General features: G+C 38.4%; 12 protein-coding genes and 2 pseudogenes. 12 read left to right on the top strand and 2 right to left on the bottom strand.

What is annotated here, in order from left to right; translation table 11 throughout:
• Window positions 1-336 precede the first annotated feature (336 nt).
• From CYK55_RS08910 to CYK55_RS08850, 12 genes and pseudogenes are all read left to right on the top strand, one after another.
• Window positions 337-2,417: pseudogene (locus CYK55_RS08910) on the top strand (heavy metal translocating P-type ATPase).
• A gap of 298 nt (window positions 2,418-2,715) precedes the next feature.
• A pseudogene (locus CYK55_RS08905) lies at window positions 2,716-4,178 on the top strand (APC family permease).
• Window positions 4,179-4,280: 102 nt separating this feature from the next.
• Window positions 4,281-4,814, top strand: a complete 534-nt coding sequence (locus CYK55_RS08900; RefSeq protein WP_126134213.1) for a topology modulation protein — start codon at window positions 4,281-4,283, stop codon at window positions 4,812-4,814.
• Window positions 4,815-4,889: 75 nt separating this feature from the next.
• On the top strand, window positions 4,890-5,330 hold the full coding sequence (locus CYK55_RS08895; protein WP_034687306.1) for a CopY/TcrY family copper transport repressor: 441 nt from the start codon (window positions 4,890-4,892) through the stop codon (window positions 5,328-5,330).
• Between the two features lie 13 nt (window positions 5,331-5,343).
• On the top strand, window positions 5,344-5,553 hold the full coding sequence (gene copZ, locus CYK55_RS13815) for a copper chaperone CopZ (RefSeq protein ID WP_034687305.1): 210 nt from the start codon (window positions 5,344-5,346) through the stop codon (window positions 5,551-5,553).
• Window positions 5,554-7,737, top strand: a complete 2,184-nt coding sequence (locus CYK55_RS08885) for a heavy metal translocating P-type ATPase (protein WP_034687304.1) — start codon at window positions 5,554-5,556, stop codon at window positions 7,735-7,737.
• 55 nt (window positions 7,738-7,792) lie between these two features.
• Complete coding sequence (gene copB, locus CYK55_RS08880) at window positions 7,793-9,928, top strand: copper/silver-translocating P-type ATPase CopB (protein WP_241234805.1); 2,136 nt, start codon at window positions 7,793-7,795, stop codon at window positions 9,926-9,928.
• Between the two features lie 386 nt (window positions 9,929-10,314).
• Window positions 10,315-11,637 carry a hypothetical protein gene (locus CYK55_RS08875; protein ID WP_034687303.1) on the top strand — a complete coding sequence of 441 codons (1,323 nt, stop codon included), beginning with the start codon at window positions 10,315-10,317 and terminating at the stop codon, window positions 11,635-11,637.
• Window positions 11,638-11,679: 42 nt separating this feature from the next.
• Complete coding sequence (locus tag CYK55_RS08870) at window positions 11,680-12,261, top strand: prevent-host-death protein (RefSeq protein ID WP_034687302.1); 582 nt, start codon at window positions 11,680-11,682, stop codon at window positions 12,259-12,261.
• A gap of 710 nt (window positions 12,262-12,971) precedes the next feature.
• Window positions 12,972-13,442 carry a hypothetical protein gene (locus CYK55_RS08860; RefSeq protein WP_034687300.1) on the top strand — a complete coding sequence of 157 codons (471 nt, stop codon included), beginning with the start codon at window positions 12,972-12,974 and terminating at the stop codon, window positions 13,440-13,442.
• Window positions 13,443-13,583: 141 nt separating this feature from the next.
• Window positions 13,584-14,468, top strand: coding sequence for a phosphate ABC transporter substrate-binding protein PstS family protein (locus CYK55_RS08855; RefSeq protein ID WP_034687299.1), 885 nt, complete (start codon window positions 13,584-13,586; stop codon window positions 14,466-14,468).
• Window positions 14,469-14,690: 222 nt separating this feature from the next.
• Window positions 14,691-17,144 carry a cation-translocating P-type ATPase gene (locus CYK55_RS08850; RefSeq protein ID WP_126134211.1) on the top strand — a complete coding sequence of 818 codons (2,454 nt, stop codon included), beginning with the start codon at window positions 14,691-14,693 and terminating at the stop codon, window positions 17,142-17,144.
• A gap of 100 nt (window positions 17,145-17,244) precedes the next feature.
• Here CYK55_RS08850 and CYK55_RS08845 read toward each other — a convergent pair whose 3' ends face one another.
• Together CYK55_RS08845 and CYK55_RS08840 are read right to left on the bottom strand one after the other, a co-directional pair.
• Window positions 17,245-18,987 (bottom strand): sensor histidine kinase, encoded by a 1,743-nt coding sequence (locus CYK55_RS08845; protein ID WP_034687294.1) that lies wholly within the window; start codon window positions 18,985-18,987, stop codon window positions 17,245-17,247.
• Complete coding sequence (locus tag CYK55_RS08840; RefSeq protein ID WP_010734999.1) at window positions 18,984-19,688, bottom strand: response regulator transcription factor; 705 nt, start codon at window positions 19,686-19,688, stop codon at window positions 18,984-18,986. The genes CYK55_RS08845 and CYK55_RS08840 overlap by 4 nt, the downstream gene beginning before the upstream one ends.
• Between the last annotated feature and the right edge of the window lie 82 nt (window positions 19,689-19,770).

Genomic DNA, 19,770 nt, shown 5'->3' with positions numbered 1-19,770 from the left:
CAATAAAAAAGGAAGCTTGATCATTTTAATCAATTTTGAAAATTTTCTTTTCCTTTCTTTCCGACTATTTTGAAGTTGGCAGCTTTTCCTAGTCGCAAAGATGGTATTGATCGTTGAAATCAATCATGTATTTCCTCCTTTATTTTCTATTGTAAAAGTTTATCATTCGTCACTTTTACCTAAGAAACTTCATTTACATCTTAAAGAAATAATGACTCTCTCCCAAACGATACTTCAACCATGATCTGTTATTACTATGATTTGACATATGAATAATTGTTCATGTATAATAACTTATGAAGAGATAGTCATATGTTTAGTGAGGAGGGACTTGAAATGAAAAGTTATCAATTAGAAGGTTTGGATTGCGCAAATTGTGCGATGAAAATCGAAAAAAAAGTACAAGCAATACCCGGCGTAAAAGAAGCATCGGTCAATTTTGCAACTGGGAAAATGATGATCGATGCAGATAAAGCTGTCATAGAAGCGATTGAAAAACAAGCAACAGAAGAAATCCATCAATTAGAACCAGATGTCAAAGTAATTGAAGTGAAAAATCAGACAAGTAAAAATCATGAACCAGAAAAAGAAAATAAAACAGCATTGTTACGTATCGTCATAGCGTCAATTAGCTTACTTTTATTGTTTTTATGGAAGCCTGCTGAGCCAATTCGTTTCATTACTTTTTTCGCCATTTTTGTTCTCATCGGCTTTGATGTTATTAAGCAAGCGTTCGTCAATATTCGTAAAGGACAAGTGTTTGATGAAAACTTTTTAATGTCGATTGCAACGATCGGTGCAATGATGATCGGTGAATATCCAGAAGCAGTTGCTGTCATGCTATTTTATCAAATCGGTGAGTATTTCCAACATTTTGCGGTCGATCAGTCTCGTCGGTCAATTCGTGAGTTGATGGCGATTCGACCGGAAATTGCTCATGTGATCACTGAAATCGGCTTGGTAAATAAGCAACCAGAAGAAGTGCAGATCGGTGAGTCAGTCATGGTCAAACCGGGTGAAAGAATTCCTTTGGACGGAACGATTTTGAAGGGACAATCCCTCGTAGATACATCTGCATTAACAGGAGAATCATTGCCTAAAGAAGTGATGAGTGGTGAAAATGTATTAAGTGGTTTTATCAATAAGACCCATCCTTTAACCATCGAAGTTAAAAAGAACTATGAAAATTCGACAATCAGCAAATTATTAGAACTGGTGGAGACAGCAAGCAGTAAAAAGGCACCTGCTGAAAAATTTATCACTAAGTTTGCTCGTTACTATACGCCGATCGTCGTTGCTTTAGCTGTTCTTTTAGCAACTGTCCCACCCTTACTTTATGGAGGAGATTTTTCTGAATGGATTTATCGAGCATTGACATTTCTAGTGATTTCTTGTCCATGTGCATTAGTCATTTCTGTTCCACTTAGTTTTTTCGGAGGAATCGGTGGAGCTAGTAAACGGGGATACTTGTAAAAGGTGGAAATTATCTAGAACTTTTAGCTCGTACAGAAACAGTGGTATTTGACAAAACAGGGACCCTAACAAAGGGGGATTTTGCCGTACAAAAAGTTATTTCTAACATTGACGAGAAAGTATTTATCAAATATGTGGCGAGTCTAGAAAATGTGTCGACACATCCAATCGCCAAGGCGGTCATGGATACCTATAGTGGCCCGTTATATGAAATTGAAGACCCTGCAGAAATCGCTGGAGAAGGAATCAACGCACAGGTTAAAGGACAAGAGGTACTTGTCGGAAATCAAAAATTATTGGCTCGCTATGGAGTCGAGCAACCAGAGAATCATGAAATAGGAACATTGATCTATTTAGCGATTGACAGTCAGCTCATGGGGTATTTAGTTATTGCGGATACGATCAAACCAGATGCAACTTTTGCTATCGAGACATTGAAAGAAGTCGGCGTCAAAAAGACAGTGATGTTGACAGGTGATGCTCAAAAGATTGCAGAACAAGTTGCAAAAGAGATAAGGGTCGATACATTCTATAGTGAACTGCTTCCAGAAGATAAGGTAGAAAAATTAGAAGCATTGATGAGCGAAACGACTCAGAAAACTGCATTTGTAGGTGATGGGATCAATGATGCACCGGTATTAGCTCGAGCAGATGTGGGAATCGCCATGGGTGGTTTAGGCAGTGATGCAGCCATTGAAGCAGCCGATGTTGTCATCATGAACGATGAGCCATCAAAACTTGCAGAGGCGATTCAAATTTCAAGAAAGACGTTGAAAATCGTCAAGCAAAATATTGCATTTGCTATTGGAGTAAAAGTAATCGTATTGATTCTCGGAGCTATTGGCTTTGCTTCTATGGGAAACGCAGTCTTTGCCGATGTGGGTGTGACCCTGATAGCAGTTTTAAACGCCATGCGTGGATTATCTGTCAAAAAAGTCAAATAAACAGTCAAAAAAGCACCGTTAAACCACAGAAATCATTTATTTGAGGACTGTGGTTTTTTTGTGATTAAAATAACTGCAAGTTTTTAACTGTTCTGAAAATTCCAAAATAGTTAGAAAATAATTCTTGTTTATGCGCCTTTAAATTAGGTTTTTGGGGATAAAATGAAAAATAAATGTAAAAACAATGTGTTTTACCTAAAATAATCCACAATTAAAATAACGAAGTGTTGTAAACATTATGAAAATTGAATATGATAGTCAATGAATAATTATTAAATATTTATAAAGGAGAAATCAGATGAACGAAAAACAACTGCGCTGGTTTACAGTAGCGTTGATTGCATTCAACATGGTCTGGGGTATGGGAAATGTCGTCAATAACTACGCGCAACAAGGAATCTCAGTAATCACTTCATGGTTATTGATCCTAGCTATTTATTTTATCCCCTATGCACTGATCGTCGGTCAATTAGGATCAGCATTCAAAGATAGTAAAGGGGCGTTAGTTCTTGGGTAGAAAACACTACTTCGAATAAACGCTTAGCTTATTATGCTGCCTGGACATATTGGGTCGTGCACATTCCATACTTAGCACAAAAACCACAAGCGATTTTGATTGCAGCTGGTTGGGCAGTTCAAGGAAATGGCGATATCGTCAATACGATGTCTGTCCAAATGGTCGCAGTGATCTCATTGATCATTTTCTTAGCTTTCTTGTATCTATCAACAAAAGGCTTATCAACGTTGAAAGTTATCGGTGGTTTAGCAGGTACAGCGATGTTCGTCATGTCATTATTATTCATTTTACTTGCTGTTACTGCGCCATTCATCAATCCAACGATGGAATTTGCGACAGCAAATATGAACCAAGTCAAAACGTACATTCCTAAATTTGACTTTAGTTACTTTACGACTGTTTCGATGTTAGTCTTTGCTGTAGGAGGCGCTGAGAAAATCTCTCCTTATGTTAATTCTACACGTAACCCGGCAAAAGAATTTCCAAAAGGGATGATCTTTTTAGCAGCGATGGTCGGTATCTGTGCTGTTTTAGGTTCTGTGGCAATGGGTATGTTATTTGCAAGTGACAATATTCCTAAAGATTTAATGGCAAATGGTGCGTACAGTGCCTTCCAAATCTTAGGTAATTATTATGGTATCGGTAATGCGTTGATGATCATCTATGCATTGACGAATATGGTCGGTCAAATTTCTGCTTTGGCATTTTCTATTGATGCGCCATTGAAGATCTTGTTAGCCGATGCAGATCCAGAATTTGTACCAAGTTGGTTACGTAAACGTAATCGTAAAGGAACGTTGGTCAATGGTTACATGTTAACTGGTATCTTAGTCGGTATCATCATTCTATTACCGATTATTGGTATCAAAGATATGAATGAATTAGTTAAATGGTTGACGAACTTAAATTCAGTCGTTATGCCAATGCGTTACTTGTGGGTATTCCTAGCCTATATGATGTTGAACAAAGCATACAAAAAATTCACCTCAGAATATAAGTTCGTGAAAAATCCTAAAGTTGGATTCATCTTTGGTGCTTGGTGTTTTGCTTTCACTGCGTTTGCATGTATTTTGGGAATGGTACCAAAAGTGGAATACGCTGCTGATCCACAAGCTTGGTGGTTCCAATTGATTTCTAATATCGTCACACCAATCATTTTGATTTTATTAGGTATGATCTTACCAGCAATCGCACGTCGTGATAATAAGAAAAATCCATTGAAAGAACCAGTTTCTCAACTTTAAAATAAGATATGACCGAATCAATCCAACGATTGGTTCGGTCTTTTTTTGCGTTATTAAGAATAAAAGGTAAAATAAAAAGATGACCATTTGGAGGAGGACAAGATGAAAATAATGATTATTGGACAGTCGGGTGCAGGTAAATCCACACTTGCAAGAAGCTTACAAGTAACGACAGGAAGCCCACTTTTAGCTCTTGATCGATTGTGGTTAGCAACGGACTATGGAAAAGCTGCCAAGCAGTGGTTGTTAAAAGAACAAGAAAAATTTATGGTTGAAAACAAGGAATGGATTATTGAAGGCAATTATCTATCGATTGCAAAAGATAGAATTAAACAGGCTGACTTGATCCTGTTACTTCGCTTGCCGAGACATATCGCGATGTATCGTGTGATCAAACGTTCGATCAAACGAAAATTAGATAAAAGTACCCGTCCAGATGTTCCAGAAGAATTTATAGAAAAATTCGACAAAGAATATTGGGACTTTTTACTTTTTGTTTGGCGTTTCAAGAAAGAAAGGGAACCCTTGGCAATCAAAAAAATCTATGAACAAGGAGCAGAAGGAAAATTAGTCATTTTGAATGGTTCACGACAGCAAAAAAAATTCCTAGAGCAATGGCGAAGTAAAAGTAGTTGACACGTTTCGTTTACAAGTGTAATCTATATTTAGAATTTAAGTTTACGTTTGTAAACGAAAAGGAGAGTGATACATATGGAAGAAGTGAAAAAACCAATCAAAATCAGTGACTCAGAATGGGAAATCATGCGTGTCGTCTGGACATTAGGTGACACCACAGCTCAGGAAATCACACAGATCCTTTCTGAATCAATGGGCTGGAAAGCAGCAACAGTCAAAACGTTATTAGGACGACTTGTTAAAAAAGAAGCGATTTGGACAGAACAAGAAGGAAAAAAATTCATTTATCACCCAGCAGTGTCTGAAACGGAAACTGTACAAAGTGCTGCTGAAAATCTATTCTCACATATTTGCGCCAAAAAAATCGGCGAGACGATTGCAGATCTTGTCTCAGAAGCAACTTTAACACAAGCAGATATTGACCAAATCATGGCAGAATTAAAGAAAAAAGAGCCAGTAACAAATATCCAGTGCAATTGCATTCCAGGACAATGTCATTGCCATCAAAACAACTAGGAGGAAACCAGGGATGAAAACAAAAGTAACAATCAAAGGAATGAGCTGTAAACATTGCGTTGCAAGAGTGGAAGAAACGGTCAATGCGCTACCGGGTGTAAAAAAAATCAATGTCAACTTAAAAAAAGAGATTGGAACTGTGTCATTAGATGAAACAGTGATTCAATCATCTACGATATGTCAAGTAATCAATGATTTAGGCTATCAAGCAGAGGTGATTTAAATGGAGTATCCAGCTAAAAAAGACACACTCGTGATTACTGGAATGACTTGTGCCAATTGTGCTGCACGAATCGAAAAAGAGTTGAATGAACAGCCCGGTGTATTATCTGCAACTGTTAATCTGGCAACAGAAAAAGCGACGATTAATTATCAGGAAGTATCAATTGAAGAACTGATCCAGAGTGTTGAAACCATTGGTTATGGTGCGATTTTATATGATGAGGCCCATAAGCAAAAAATTGCAGAAGAGAAGCAAACTTATTTAACAAAGATGAAGCGAGATGTCATCATAGGTGCTATCTTGACGCTTCCTATGATGATCGCGATGATTGCAATGATGTTAGGTTTTCACGGAACACTTGTCCATTTTTTTCATGATCCATGGGTCCAACTGATTTTAGCAATTCCTGTCCAATTTTATATTGGTTGGCGCTTTTATGAAGGAGCGTATCATGCCATCAAAACAAACGCACCCAATATGGATGTGTTAGTGGCAATCGGTACGACCGCCGCATTTGCGCTTAGTGTATATAATGGTTTTTTCAGTATGCATTCATCGGACTTATATTTTGAAAGTAGCAATATGATCATCACGTTGATTTTGTTAGGGAAATATTTGGAACACACAGCCAAAAGTAAAACCGGCGATGCCATCAAGCAGTTGATGTCTCTTCAGAAAAAAACAGCACAGGTCATAAAAAATGGTGAAGAAAAGACCATACCAATCGAGGAAGTAGAGATTGGGGATATTTTACTCGTCCGACCGGGAGAACAAATCCCAACAGATGGGAAAGTCATCAAAGGGAATAGTGCGATCGATGAAGGAATGTTGACGGGAGAAAGCGTGCCAGTTGAGAAAAAAATGGGGGATCTACTCTTCGGTGGAACCATCAATTCTACAGGGATTCTTGAAATGACGGTGACCCAAGTAGGAAAAGGAACTGTCCTCTCACAAATCATCCAAATGGTGGAAGATGCCCAAGGAAGTAAAGCACCGATCCAAAAAATTGCTGATAAGATTTCTGGTATTTTCGTACCTATCGTTTTAGTCATTGCTTTCTTTACCTTAATAGTCACTGGACTCATCAGTGGCAACTGGGAACTGGCAGTGATCCATAGTGTTTCAGTGCTGGTTATTGCTTGTCCTTGTGCGTTAGGCCTAGCGACACCAACTGCAATCATGGTTGGTACAGGATTAGGCGCACGAAAGGGTATTTTGATCAAAGGTGGCGAGGCATTAGAAGCTGCGACACATCTAGATACGATTCTTTTAGATAAAACTGGTACGATCACACAAGGTAAACCAGTGGTCACAGATATTATCGGTGACGAAGAAGTATTAACGATCGCCACCACATTAGAGCAAGGCTCAGAGCATCCTTTAGGTAAAGCCATTGTGACTTATGGAAAAGAACAGGAGACCACGACTTTGCCTGTGGTTCAAGCAAAAGCACATCCGGGTGCTGGGATCAGCGGGGTAATAAATGAAAAATCTTATTTTATTGGTACGAGAAAACGACTAGTGGAGCTGAACGTTTCATTTGAAGCGTATCAAGAACAAGCGTTACAATTAGAACGACAAGGAAAAACCGTGATGTTTCTTGCAGATGACAGACAGGTATTGGGGATGATCGCTGTGGCTGATCAGATCAAAGAACACGCACAATCAGCGATCCAACAATTACAAGCCCAAGGATTGGCAGTTTATATGGTCACAGGGGACAATCAATCAGTTGCAACGACGATTGGACATGAAGTTGGTATTCCAAAAGAACACATCTTTGCTGAAGTATTACCTGATGAAAAAGCAGGATATGTCGAAAAATTGCAAAAAGAAGGAAAACAAGTGGGAATGGTCGGTGATGGTATCAATGATGCCCCCGCTTTGGCTTTAGCAAATGTCGGTATCGCCATGGGAAATGGCACCGATATCGCCATGGAAACAGCAGATGTAACGTTAATGAATAGTCAACTCTCGTCGATTGGACAAACGATCGAACTTTCAAGTGTGACCTTGAAAAAAATCAAACAAAACTTATTTTGGGCATTTATTTATAACACAATTGGCATTCCGTTTGCTGCGTTTGGCTTATTGAATCCAATCATTGCCGGAGGAGCGATGGCCTTTAGCTCAATCAGTGTGTTACTCAATTCATTAAGTCTAAACCAAAAAATGAAGAAATAAACGGTTCAACAAAGGAAAGGACAGAATGAAAATGAACGAGCAAAAAAAACAAACGATGCACGAGCATCATCATGATGAAATGAAGCAACAAACGAACATGACACACCATAAAATGGATCATACGAATATGGACCATACAAAAATGAATCTCGAGAGCATGGCACATGAGTATCACTCAATGGATCATAGTTCCATGGATCATCATGACCATATGAGCGGCGGGATGGATCATTCGATGCACATGGGGAATTTTAAACAAAAATTTTGGTTGTCATTGTTGTTAGCGATTCCGATCATCTTATTTTCTCCCATGATGGGCATGGAATTTTCCTTTCAAGTGACTTTCCCTGGCTCTGATTGGCTCGTCTTGATTCTAGCGACCATCTTGTTCATCTATGGCGGACAACCCTTTTTAAGTGGCGCTAAAATGGAATTGAAACAAAAAAGTCCAGCAATGATGACCTTGATTGCTATGGGGATCAGTGTGGCCTATGTTTATAGTGTCTATTCTTTTATCGCAAATCTTATCAATCCACATACTCATGTGATGGACTTCTTCTGGGAATTGGCGACGTTGATCGTCATCATGTTATTAGGGCACTGGATCGAAATGAGTGCCGTTTCTAATGCAAGTAATGCGTTACAAAAATTAGCAGAATTATTACCTGAAACGGTCAAACGATTACGAACAGATGGGACAGAAGAGACAATTTCTTTAAAAGAGGTCAAAGAGGGCGATCATTTAATCGTTCGAGCAGGAGATAAAATGCCAACGGATGGGAAGATCCTGAAAGGTGAAACAATCGTGGACGAATCTGCCGTAACTGGCGAGTCCAGAGGGGTCAAGAAGCAAACATCTGATCCAGTGATCGGGGGTTCGATCAATGGAGACGGCACTATTGAGATCGAAGTGACTGGAACTGGTGAAAATAGCTATTTAGCCAAAGTCATGGATATGGTCCGTCAAGCACAAGGTGAAAAGTCAAAACTAGAATCTTTGTCTGACAAAGTAGCAAAATGGTTGTTTTATGTCGCATTGATCGCCGGTCTATCGGCATTTGTTGTGTGGCTCTTTTTAACCGATTTACCAACTGCTTTAGAACGGATGGTCACCGTCTTCATTATTGCCTGTCCCCATGCATTAGGTTTGGCGATTCCTTTAGTTGTTGCACGTTCGACGTCGATTACGGCTAAAAATGGGCTGTTGCTCAAAAGTCGTCGCGCCTTAGAACAAGCCAATGAGTTAGATGTCATCATGCTGGATAAAACAGGTACGTTGACGGAAGGGAAATTCACCGTCACTGGTATCGAAAGCTTAGACGATGATTATCCTCAAGAAGAACTATTGAAATATCTAGGTGCCTTAGAGGCGAACGCCAATCATCCGTTAGCCATTGGGATCATGCGTTATTTGAAGGAACAAAATATTTCTCCTTATCAAGCTGAGAATCAAAAGAATCTTTCAGGGGTTGGCTTAACTGGAACAGTAGCAGATAAAAATGTAAAAGTAGTCAATGAAAAAGAAATCAAACGTTTAGGACTTAAAATTGCAAAAGAACGACTAACTCCTTACGAAGAACAAGGGAATACAGTCAGTTTTCTATTGATCGATGATCGTTTAGTGGGATTAGTGGCTTTAGGCGACATCATCAAAGCAGAAGCAAAAACCTTTATTCAAAGACTCAAAGAAAGAAATATCACTCCGGTGATGTTGACTGGTGACAATCTACATGCAACAGAAGAGGTCGCACAATACTTAGGTATCGAAGAGTATTATGGCGGACTTTTACCAAATGACAAGGAAGATATCGTCAAACGTTATCAGGAACAGGGGAATAAAGTCATTATGGTCGGTGATGGAATCAACGACGCCCCAAGTTTAGCACGTGCGACGATCGGGATGGCGATTGGAGCAGGAACCGATATTGCGATCGACTCAGCGGATGTGGTTTTGATCAACAGTGATCCAAAAGATATCTTGCATTTCTTAGATCTAGCCAAACAAACGAGAAAGAAAATGATCCAAAACCTATGGTGGGGAGCTGGTTACAACATTCTTGCCATTCCTTTAGCAGCAGGTATTCTTGCACCAATCGGGATTTTGTTAAGCCCAGCGATTGGAGCTGTCTTGATGTCATTGAGTACCGTAGTTGTAGCACTGAATGCGTTGACGTTGAAGATCAAAGAATGATCATTTTTAGTAAATAATTATGGAATAAAGAGTGAAACGACGATGTCAATACGGTCGGGACAGAAGTGTTCAGTCTCAAGAAATAAGGCGTCAGCCACGAAAATTGTTTTTCAAATTTTTGTGGCTGGCGCCTTATTTACGAAGAAGTTACTTCTGTTCCTGTTGTTTATCCGGTTTTAGGTGATGGGAGAGAACGAAGGTCCCACTTTTTTTGTCGTTGGTATGATTTACACAAACGAGAGACGTTGGTTTAATTTCTGGTTAATTTTGTAAATTAGTAAAATAATAAAAATAAAAAATATTTCTTTGCGTACTTTATATAAGAGACATTTTCAGAGTATTGATGAACCACTCTGGAAAAACTATTGATAGAGTGAGGTTAAGCAATGAATTGGCAAACATTACTAACAAAAAATGCACAGAATATCTTTTTACTGATCAACCAAATGAAAGATTTGGCATGGAAGAAAAGCGACTTAGCCAAAAGGATGGATGTCGATGTCAAAACGATCGATCGTTATTTGAAGCGATTGAAATCAGAGGATTATCCCTTAGAATTAGCGTATGACAAAAAAGAAGTCCAACTGGTCTACCACCAAGCATACAATGAACCATTTCTTTTGTTTGAATTTTTGATTCGATCGGATTCGTTCTGTTTATTACGGGATCTGATTTTACAAAGGGAATACTCCTTCGAATACGATCGTTCCGCACAAGAGCGATTAAAAAAATGGTTAGGGGATTATCATCTTTCTTTTTCCTACAAAAAGCGGCAAATCTATGGTTCTGAACGAAAAATCAGATATTTACTTTTTTGTTTTCTCAAAGAGTTCCCAACTTTTTTTAAGGAAGACCATGAGCAAACATTTTCAGAACTATTCATCCAACTTCTAGATCATCGTGCCAAACATACAGATATTGAGATTTTTACAAATCATCAATTGTTCTTCTATGAGATTTTTCCAGAACTACTCTTTCGCTCTGAACAAAAGCTTCCGACTAAAGAAAAGAATTATCGGGCTATCTTGCGCCTGAATAGCCATTTGATCACAGACAAGCGGTGGGAAAGGATCGAAAAAACCTCCGTCTATCAAAAATTATCGATCGTTACTGAAAAATTAGATTCATTATTTTGGTTGACGAATGATTTTGAAAGTTCCAACAAAAAGAACATAACAAGAGTACTATTCCAAGAGTGGTTAAAGTATTCAATAGGTCTTCATGATCGCTTTATCTATGAAGAAGCTGTTGCCTACCAAGCATTAGCAGACACGATCCCTAATTTTATTGAAAAATCAAACCAATTTCGTATCGCTTTGCAACAAGCTTTGTTTCAGCCAACAACCGATTGGGCAAGGATGTTGCTGAAATTATTAAATGAACGAGGCTATCTGGAGATGTATGCACCGGAAGTAAAAATCGTGTTCTTTTTTCGCTATGATCATGAAGAAGCTAGACGACTTGCAGCCATTTTAGATAAAACGTTACGTCATCGCAAACGCACATCGATCCACGTATGTACCAGGAGTAAGCCACCTAGTTATGCTCAACTTGTCATCACAGACCACTTTTTTTCTGCTAGTCTCACTAACGATCAGAAAACTTATTTTTATCAAGATTCACTTGGAATCGAAAAACTATTATCAGACATCGATTATTGGATCAACACAAAAATAACTTTTACGAGTAAACGAATCATCGAACGCTAGAATATGCTATAATGGACTGGAAAAACAAAGGAGGAAAATCCATTGGAATTAAAGAAATTAGAAGTACCTACATCTTCGATTACAGAAGTGAAAAGATCGCCGATGGATGTGTTTGACCAAGCTAGAAAAGCTGAAACAGGCGTATATATTTTTAATCGTGAAAAAGTTGCTGGTGTGATGTTGACCCAAGAGCAATATGAGACGTTGTTGCAAGAATTAGCCACGCTTCGCCAACTCGTTACTACAGAAACAGAAGAAGCAAAAACAAATGGAACTGAGACAAACGAACCATTCACAAAAAATCGCACGGCCATCGTATCCACTTCTGAATCGTTAGATGAATTGGTCAGCGCCTTAAAACAATATTTAGTTACAGGTGTGTCTATCTCTGCTAAAAATCTTGATGAACGAATGGTGGCATTAGGATTCATTACGAAGAAAACTGGTTTTGGCGGGGTTGTTGATATGCTCAATGAATTAACAGAAACGGGTAAAATCAATTACCAATTAAGGAAAAAACCAAATGGTAAAATCGTGATCGCAGAAATCATCGGTGAACAAGATAGTCAATCTCAACTATTCGATAAGCTGATCATCAAAAAAATCTATTTACATGAAATATAAAAAACTACGAAGTGTTGCCTTGACTGCTTCGCCAAATATCGAACCTTGGCCAAAAAGAAATATAAAAATAAAAGTAGAGCCCTCTAACGACCGCTAACCGTCTCTGGGTGCTTTACTTTTATTTTGCTATCTAAAAAAGTGAACGCTTATTTTACTTGCTTACGCGAATAGGCAAATATACTTCCCCAAATGATTCCTAATAATTGTGGAAATAAGTAAATACCAGTGAGTAGTAAGATGATCTGTTCAGGGGAAAAGGATGATATAAAAAATGCCATTCAGTACATTTAGCAAAACATAAATAAGAGGTGATCGTAGAACAAAGATTGCCAAGATCCAATGTTCCTAAACGATTGGCTCGTCTCAACGTAAAACCAAGAAAAAAAACCCAAAATATCAATAGTATAAATAGGATGACTGAATGATAGTAATAATCTAAAAGTAGAGCGAGATAAAAATAAGGCACACACATCGATAAGTAGATTGTATTTTTTATGTAGAATAATTGCAAAGGTACATTCCTCCAAGTCAGTTCTCCTTGGTTTTTATTGTAAAATCAAACAATTAATAATCCATTCTTTTTAGAAATATTCTGAATAAAATGAATAAACTCTCATTGCTTTATTCTTAAAAAACTAGTCTTTCCCCTCAGATTTTTTAGAGAAATAGCATATAGTATGATAGATGGAGTGTCTTTTGGGAGGTTTTGTATGAAAAAGAGAATAAAACTAGAACAATTGTATTTGTTTCTTTGGTTTTCCCCAATTTTTCTTTTGCCTTTTACATGGGTGAATGCAGTAGTACAAGGTGCCGAGATTCTTGGCATCATCAATGGAAGTGGCTTTATTATTTCCAAAAATTTTCCGACATTGACCCTTTTTTATTTTTTGATCAGTGTGAATTTGATCGTTTCAAAAACATTTATAAAAAAGTATAATTGGCATTTGATCCAGTTTTCTTCTATGCTGGTCTTTACATCTTATTTTTCGATATTACCGAGGATCATCATCGGTCCGAATGGATTAAGTGAAAGTGGACTAAAAGATACAAGCTATTCTGCGATGTATTTTTTGACCATCAAACCTTGTTTTTATGTAGCGATTGCTTCCTTTGCGTTAGCAGTTGGCCTATTCTATTATACAGAGATCCGTGAACAATCCTTACTTATAGAAAAGATTTAGTTTTTTGTAGGACGTCCATTTTCGGACGTTTTTTTGTTTTACGATATATTTACACAACTTAACAATAACTTTACATATTCAATATCTAGGATTTACAGTACCCTGATACAATCAATTTGTAACTAAGAAAGGGGCATATAAATGAAAAAAGTTTTATTTTCTTTAGGAGTATTAGGTTTTATCTTAGCTGGATGTGGTTCTGGTTCAGGAAGTACGGATGGATCAGCAAGCAACTCGGCTAGTTCAGATAATCAAGTAAAAATCGTAGCGGTCGGTTCAACCGCTTTGCAACCTTTAGTTGATGCTGCACAAGAAATGTTTACACAAGATAACCCCAACTATCAGATTTCTGTTCAAGGTGGCGGAAGTGGAACTGGTCTTAGTCAAGTAGCGTCAGGTGCTGTAACAATCGGAAACTCTGATGTATTTGCAGAACAAAGAGATGGAATCGATGCAAGTAAATTGGTAGACCATCGTGTAGCAGTTGTTGGAATGGCACCAATCGTAAATAAAGATACAGGCGTTGAAGATATTACAAAAGAACAATTGATCGACATCTTCACTGGTAAGATCACTAACTGGAGTGAACTAGGCGGAGCAGATCAAGAAATCAACGTCATCAACCGTGCAAACGGAAGTGGCACTCGTGCAACCTTTGAATACTGGGCATTAGATGGCGCTGTACCAATACAATCTCAAGAACAAGATTCATCAGGAACAGTTCGTCAAATCGTTTCACAAACACCAGGCGCGATCAGCTATTTAGCTTTCTCTTATTTAGATGATTCTACTCAAGCGTTGAAAATCAACGGTGTAGAACCAACTCCTGAAAATATCTCAGACAATAGCTGGGAAATCTGGTCTTATGAGCATATGTATACAAATGGCGAACCAGAACCAGAAGTGAAGAAGTTCTTAGACTTCATGATGACTGATGCCGTTCAAGAAGGACCAGTTAAAGATTTAGGCTACCTACCAATCAGTATGATGAAAGTTGAGCGTGACGCAGAAGGTAATTTATCATAAGATTGAATCCATCTTTCAATCACATGTTTATTCATAACGACTACCATAGATCATTAAGCTTAGTTCCTCGCTGAGGATCTAAGCTTTTTTAGTTTGTTGTCCACTCTACGTTTTTGTTTTTTCATATGACAGTTTTGAAAGAAGAATATCAGTTATATCTGAGGATTTATTGGACGAAATGACGTATGGTTAAAGAGTAGAAAAAAAGTTGAGGGATTAGTTATGAGAAGAAAAGATAAACAGCGAGAAAAACAGATACAGCAAATGTTGGCACAATTAGAACGCATTGATCCTAACAAAAATGAAGGGCTGACAGACACACAGGTACAAGAAAGAATACGTGTTGGCGCTGTCAATCAAGCAACGAGTTCTACATTTAAAACGAATAAGCAAATCGTGATGGAGAATGCCTTTACTTATTTCAATCTGATTTTTTTAGTCTTAGCGATTCTTTTATGTGTCGTCAACTCCTATAAAAATTTGACTTTTTTACCTGTCATATTGGCAAATACGGGCATTGCAATCTATCAAGAGATTCATTCCAAGAAAATTTTAGATCAGTTGAGCATGTTACATGCCGCAACAGTCAAAGTATTACGGAATGGTCAAGAACAGAAGATAACTATCGAAGAGTTAGTTCTAGATGATCTCGTCATTCTAAAAACAGGAGACCAGATCCCTGCAGATGGAAAGATCATAGACGGTAATCTACAAGTGAATGAAGCGCTATTGACTGGTGAAGCGGATGAGATAAGTAAGGGAATCGGCGACGAATTAATGTCGGGAAGCTTCATCGTCGCGGGTAATGCGAAGGTTCAGTTGACACGAGTCGGCAATGAATCTTATATTGCCAAATTAACGATGCAGGCAAAAGAAATGGGGACAGGAGAACAATCAGAGATGATTGCTTCGTTAGATAGGATCATCAAATGGGTAGGGATCATCATTATCCCCATTGGATTGACCTTATTTTCTCAAAGCTATTTTTACAATGGCAATACGTTGAGGGAAAGTATTGTTTCGATGGAAGCTGCGTTGATCGGTATGATTCCTGAAGGACTGTACCTACTAACGACGATTGCTTTAGCAATGAGTGCGACACGCTTAGCGAAACAACAAGTGTTGCTTCATGACATGAAAAGTATTGAGACGTTAGCACGAGTGGACGTATTATGTGTCGATAAAACAGGAACAATCACTGAAAATGCGATGGACGTTCAACGTGTGCTGATTTCTGAGAATTCTTTAGCAAAACAAACAGCAGATCAGTTAGATGAATTACTTGGTGACTACGCACAGGCAATCGAAGCTGACAATGAAACGATGCAAGCAATCAAAAATTACTTTACGAAGCATTCTGACAGGGAGGCAACAGCAAGTTTACCCTTTTCTTCTGTGAGAAAATATAGCAGCGTGACATTTGCGGATAAAACGTATGTCCTTGGAGCACCAGAAATGGTCTTGCGTGAAGCGTTCACAAATTATGCCTCTGAATTTAGCGCTTATACGGATCAAGGCTATCGTGTATTAGTTTTTGGTGAATACCAAGGGGTACTGTCACAAGAAGACTTGGAAGAAGCCGTTATCCCGTTAGGTTATTTATTGATTGCTAATCCGATTCGTCAAGAAGCGAAAGCGACGTTTAATTACTTTAAGAAACAAGAAGTTGCTATCAAAGTGATTTCTGGAGATAACCCAGCGACAGTTTCTCATGTTGCAACACAAGCAGGTATTTCAAACGCGGAGCAATATGTGGATGTCTCCTCGTTAAGGGAAGAAGAATTTCCAGAAGCAATGGAAAAATATACCGTCTTTGGCCGTGTCAAACCAGAACAAAAAAAGGAATTTGTCCGTTTACTAAAAGAGAAGCATACAGTGGCGATGACTGGGGATGGTGTAAATGATATCTTAGCGATGAAAGAAGCCGATTGTAGTATTGCGATGGCATCAGGGAATGAAGCGACGATGCAAGCTGCACAAGTGGTCTTGTTGGAATCAGATTTTTCTAAAATGCCAGAGATTGTTGGCGAAGGCCGGCGTGTCGTAAACAATATCGAACGGTCTGCCAGTCTTTTTTTAGTAAAAAATATTTTTTCATTCTTACTGTCTGTTTTTTCTGTTCTTTTTGCATTCACTTATCCATTAGAACCTTCACAAATCACATTGATTAGTTTATTTACGATCGGGTTACCTTCCTTTTTATTAGCATTGGAAGAAAATGAAAACCGAATCGAAGGCCGATTCATTGAGAACGTCTTGGAAAAAGCCATTCCGGGTGGTTTGACCGATATGATGGTGGTAGGCGCTTTAGTCGTGGGTGGTTCAATTTTAAATCTGAACAAAACCGATACGTCGACAGCCTCAACTATGTTGCTGATCGTTGTTGGCTTTTTAGTCCTTTATAAAATCTGTCAACCATTGAATCAATTTCGAACACGGATCATGCTATTTTGTGCAAGTGGAATCGTCTTTTCTGTTGTCTTCTTGCATAAACTATTTTCAATATCAGCCATTTCTCCAGTGTCTATCTTAATGGTGGTCATGCTCTTTTTCGCAGCAGAATCCATCTTTCGTCAGTTGACCTTTTTCGTGGAAAAATATTTGCATTTAGGTAAGATCGATACGACACGTACGAAAAAACGTTGGAGAAAAGTATTTCCATTTTTCAAGAAGTGAGCGAAGACTTGTTGGGTACAAAGAGATAGCGTCAGCCTCCTAAAACAGAAATGTTCTTGGAGGTTGACGCTTATTTCATTTATACCTATCTGGTTCACGATTAATTGATTTTAGGGATCATCACAATAAAGGTAGAGCCAATACCAGGATGACTTTCGATTTCCACTGTACCATGAAGTAAATTCACGTATTCTTTCACGATCGACAATCCTAATCCTGTACCACCTGAATGGCGACTACGCGCTTTATCTACACGATAAAAACGTTCAAAGATGCGTTCTTGATCTTCGCGATCGATACCAATACCAAAATCTTGTACAGAGAAAATCAGCTGATCGTGGCTTTCGTAGCGAATGATGATCTCACTTTCTTCTTTTGAATATTGGATCGCATTTTCAAACAAGTTTTTGATGATCGGGTAAAGCAAATCAGGATGTGTCGTAAAGGCAGTATTTTCTCCAATCAATTTGATCGTCAACTGTTTTTTCCGAATCATTGGTTGATAGCTTTGGATCACCTGTTGGAAATAAGGCTCCATATAGATCGTTTGGGTTTCATGTAAACTCTCTTCGTCTTTTGATAACTGAATAATTTCTCGGATCAGCTTATCTAAACGAATCGCATCTTTTTGCATGATCAATAGAAATTCAGTCAGTGTGTCGGGATCTTCTTTTGCACCGTCCAGTAAAGTCTCAGTAAACCCGATCAAAGAAGTGACAGGTGTTTTTAATTCATGTGAGACATTGCCGACAAAATCTTTTTGCATTTTTTCTAAATGTCTAACTTTTGTCAGATCATAAGCAACACCTAAAATTTGTCCAGTATCCTCTGAACTATTGAAATAACGCAAGCTGATATCCAATGTTTGCGTACCGTCAGCAATCGTGACTTCTTGATGAACGATTGGTTCAGTCGGAGAAACTTGATGGATCAATTGGATCAATTTTGGTTCGCGGATCACTTCTGTGTAATGTTGATTTTCTTGATAGTCTTTCACACCTAGATGGACTTGCATTTTTGGATTAAGCAAGCGCAGTGTGGCATTGGAGTCAATCAGAAAGACACCGATCATCAATTCATTCAACAAGCTGTATAATTGCTCTTCCGTCGTCGTATAGGCGCGATACATTTTGGTCATCTGTTCACTCAAGCCATTGATCGTCTGATATAATTCTTCCCATTGATCAGAAGTCTGCATAATGATCTCCGTTTGTTCCGGGTTCTTGACCATCTTTTTCAAAACAGGAATCACTGTTTTGAGTGGTTGGTTCCGTTGGTAAATCAGATAGTAGATCATAAATGTCAATAAAAGAAAGAAAACCAAGAAGAAACCGAATACCCAACGGCGAAAACTTTCCGTTCGAGGAAGAAAGCCACTTGTAGGTTCAGCGATGCGAATGATCGCTACCAATTTCCCATTGACTTTGATAGGCAAGGCGACATAAAGTAATTCTTCGTTCAATGTCGTACTCTGACGAAGCGAAGTGCCAAGCGTACTGCCTTCTAAGATCGCTTTGATTTCCGGACGTGTTTTTCTTTGTTCATGCAGAGAGGATTCTTCCGTGTCATAAATGATCGTGCCAGTTTGATCGATCAATGTCACTCGTTCATTGGATTGATGGACAAAATCATCCAGAACTGCTTTATTACTAGCAGAAGCTGGATTCTCGACATCTAGTTGACGAGCCAATAACTGCGCTTTTTTAGTCAAATAACTTTCTTGCTGTTCGATGATCTGTTGTTGGAAATAATGGGAGATGATCTGCCATCCACCAAAAAATAAGCCAAGTAACAAGACGAGAAAAAATAAGCGCTCGGAGAATTTTTTCCATTGGTTTTTCATCGTTTTGGTTCCTGGAATTTATATCCAAAGCCCCGAACAGTCAGTAAATATTTAGGATGTTTCGGATCACGCTCGATTTTTTCACGTAAATGACTGACATGGACATCAACAATGCGACTTTGTCCAGAAAAATCAAAATTCCAGATACGATCCAACAGTGTATCTCGGTCGATCACTCGATCTTTGCGTTTCATGAAATAAACAAGCAACTCAAATTCTTTCGGCGTGAGTTCGATCGGTTGGTCCTCAATCGTCACTTGATAATTCGTCAAGTCGGCTTTGATTTGTCCAATTGATAAGTATTCTGGTTCTGCCTCATCAGATTGAGTTTTACGCGGCTCGATTCGACGAAAGATGGCTTTCATCCGCGCAAGGACTTCCCGAGGACTGAAGGGTTTCGTCAAATAATCATCCGCACCGATCTCCAGTCCGATGATTCGATCGACTTGATCATCTTTAGCTGTTAGGATCAATATAGGTGTGTCATTTTTTTCTTGACGAAGTTTTTGTGTGATCGCGATACCATCGATCGAAGGAAGCATCACATCTAAAATAATGAAATCATATGAATGTTCTAATGCAAGATCAAGACCTTCTTGACCATCTGCAGCACTGGTTACTTTATATCCTTCTTTTTCAAGATTGAATGTCAGTAATGTTACAATTGAGGGTTCGTCATCAACAACTAGTACTTTTTTCATAAATTCTCCTTTTGATAAATTTCATCTCCTTTATTTTAGCACAGAATCGGAGGCAAGGACTATTTAACCAGCTAAATAAATG

Source organism: Enterococcus mundtii, from assembly GCF_003957375.1.
GTDB classification, from domain to species: Bacteria; Bacillota; Bacilli; order Lactobacillales; family Enterococcaceae; genus Enterococcus_B; species Enterococcus_B spodopteracolus.
The sequence above is the reverse complement of the archived record's forward strand: the minus strand, read 5'-3'. Positions and strand labels throughout refer to the sequence as shown.

Excerpts from the sequence above, each read along its gene's own strand:
- CYK55_RS08845 (WP_034687294.1), bottom strand. The coding sequence starts at position 18,987 with ATGAAAAACCAATGGAAAAAATTCTCCGAGCGCTTATTTTTTCTCGTC.
- CYK55_RS08895 (WP_034687306.1), top strand. The coding sequence starts at position 4,890 with ATGGAAGAAGTGAAAAAACCAATCAAAATCAGTGACTCAGAATGGGAA.
- copB (WP_241234805.1), top strand. The coding sequence starts at position 7,793 with ATGCACGAGCATCATCATGATGAAATGAAGCAACAAACGAACATGACA.
- CYK55_RS08875 (WP_034687303.1), top strand. The coding sequence starts at position 10,315 with ATGAATTGGCAAACATTACTAACAAAAAATGCACAGAATATCTTTTTA.
- CYK55_RS08885 (WP_034687304.1), top strand. The coding sequence starts at position 5,554 with ATGGAGTATCCAGCTAAAAAAGACACACTCGTGATTACTGGAATGACT.
- CYK55_RS08900 (WP_126134213.1), top strand. The coding sequence starts at position 4,281 with ATGAAAATAATGATTATTGGACAGTCGGGTGCAGGTAAATCCACACTT.
- CYK55_RS08860 (WP_034687300.1), top strand. The coding sequence starts at position 12,972 with ATGAAAAAGAGAATAAAACTAGAACAATTGTATTTGTTTCTTTGGTTT.
- copZ (WP_034687305.1), top strand. The coding sequence starts at position 5,344 with ATGAAAACAAAAGTAACAATCAAAGGAATGAGCTGTAAACATTGCGTT.
- CYK55_RS08855 (WP_034687299.1), top strand. The coding sequence starts at position 13,584 with ATGAAAAAAGTTTTATTTTCTTTAGGAGTATTAGGTTTTATCTTAGCT.
- CYK55_RS08840 (WP_010734999.1), bottom strand. The coding sequence starts at position 19,688 with ATGAAAAAAGTACTAGTTGTTGATGACGAACCCTCAATTGTAACATTA.
- CYK55_RS08850 (WP_126134211.1), top strand. The coding sequence starts at position 14,691 with ATGAGAAGAAAAGATAAACAGCGAGAAAAACAGATACAGCAAATGTTG.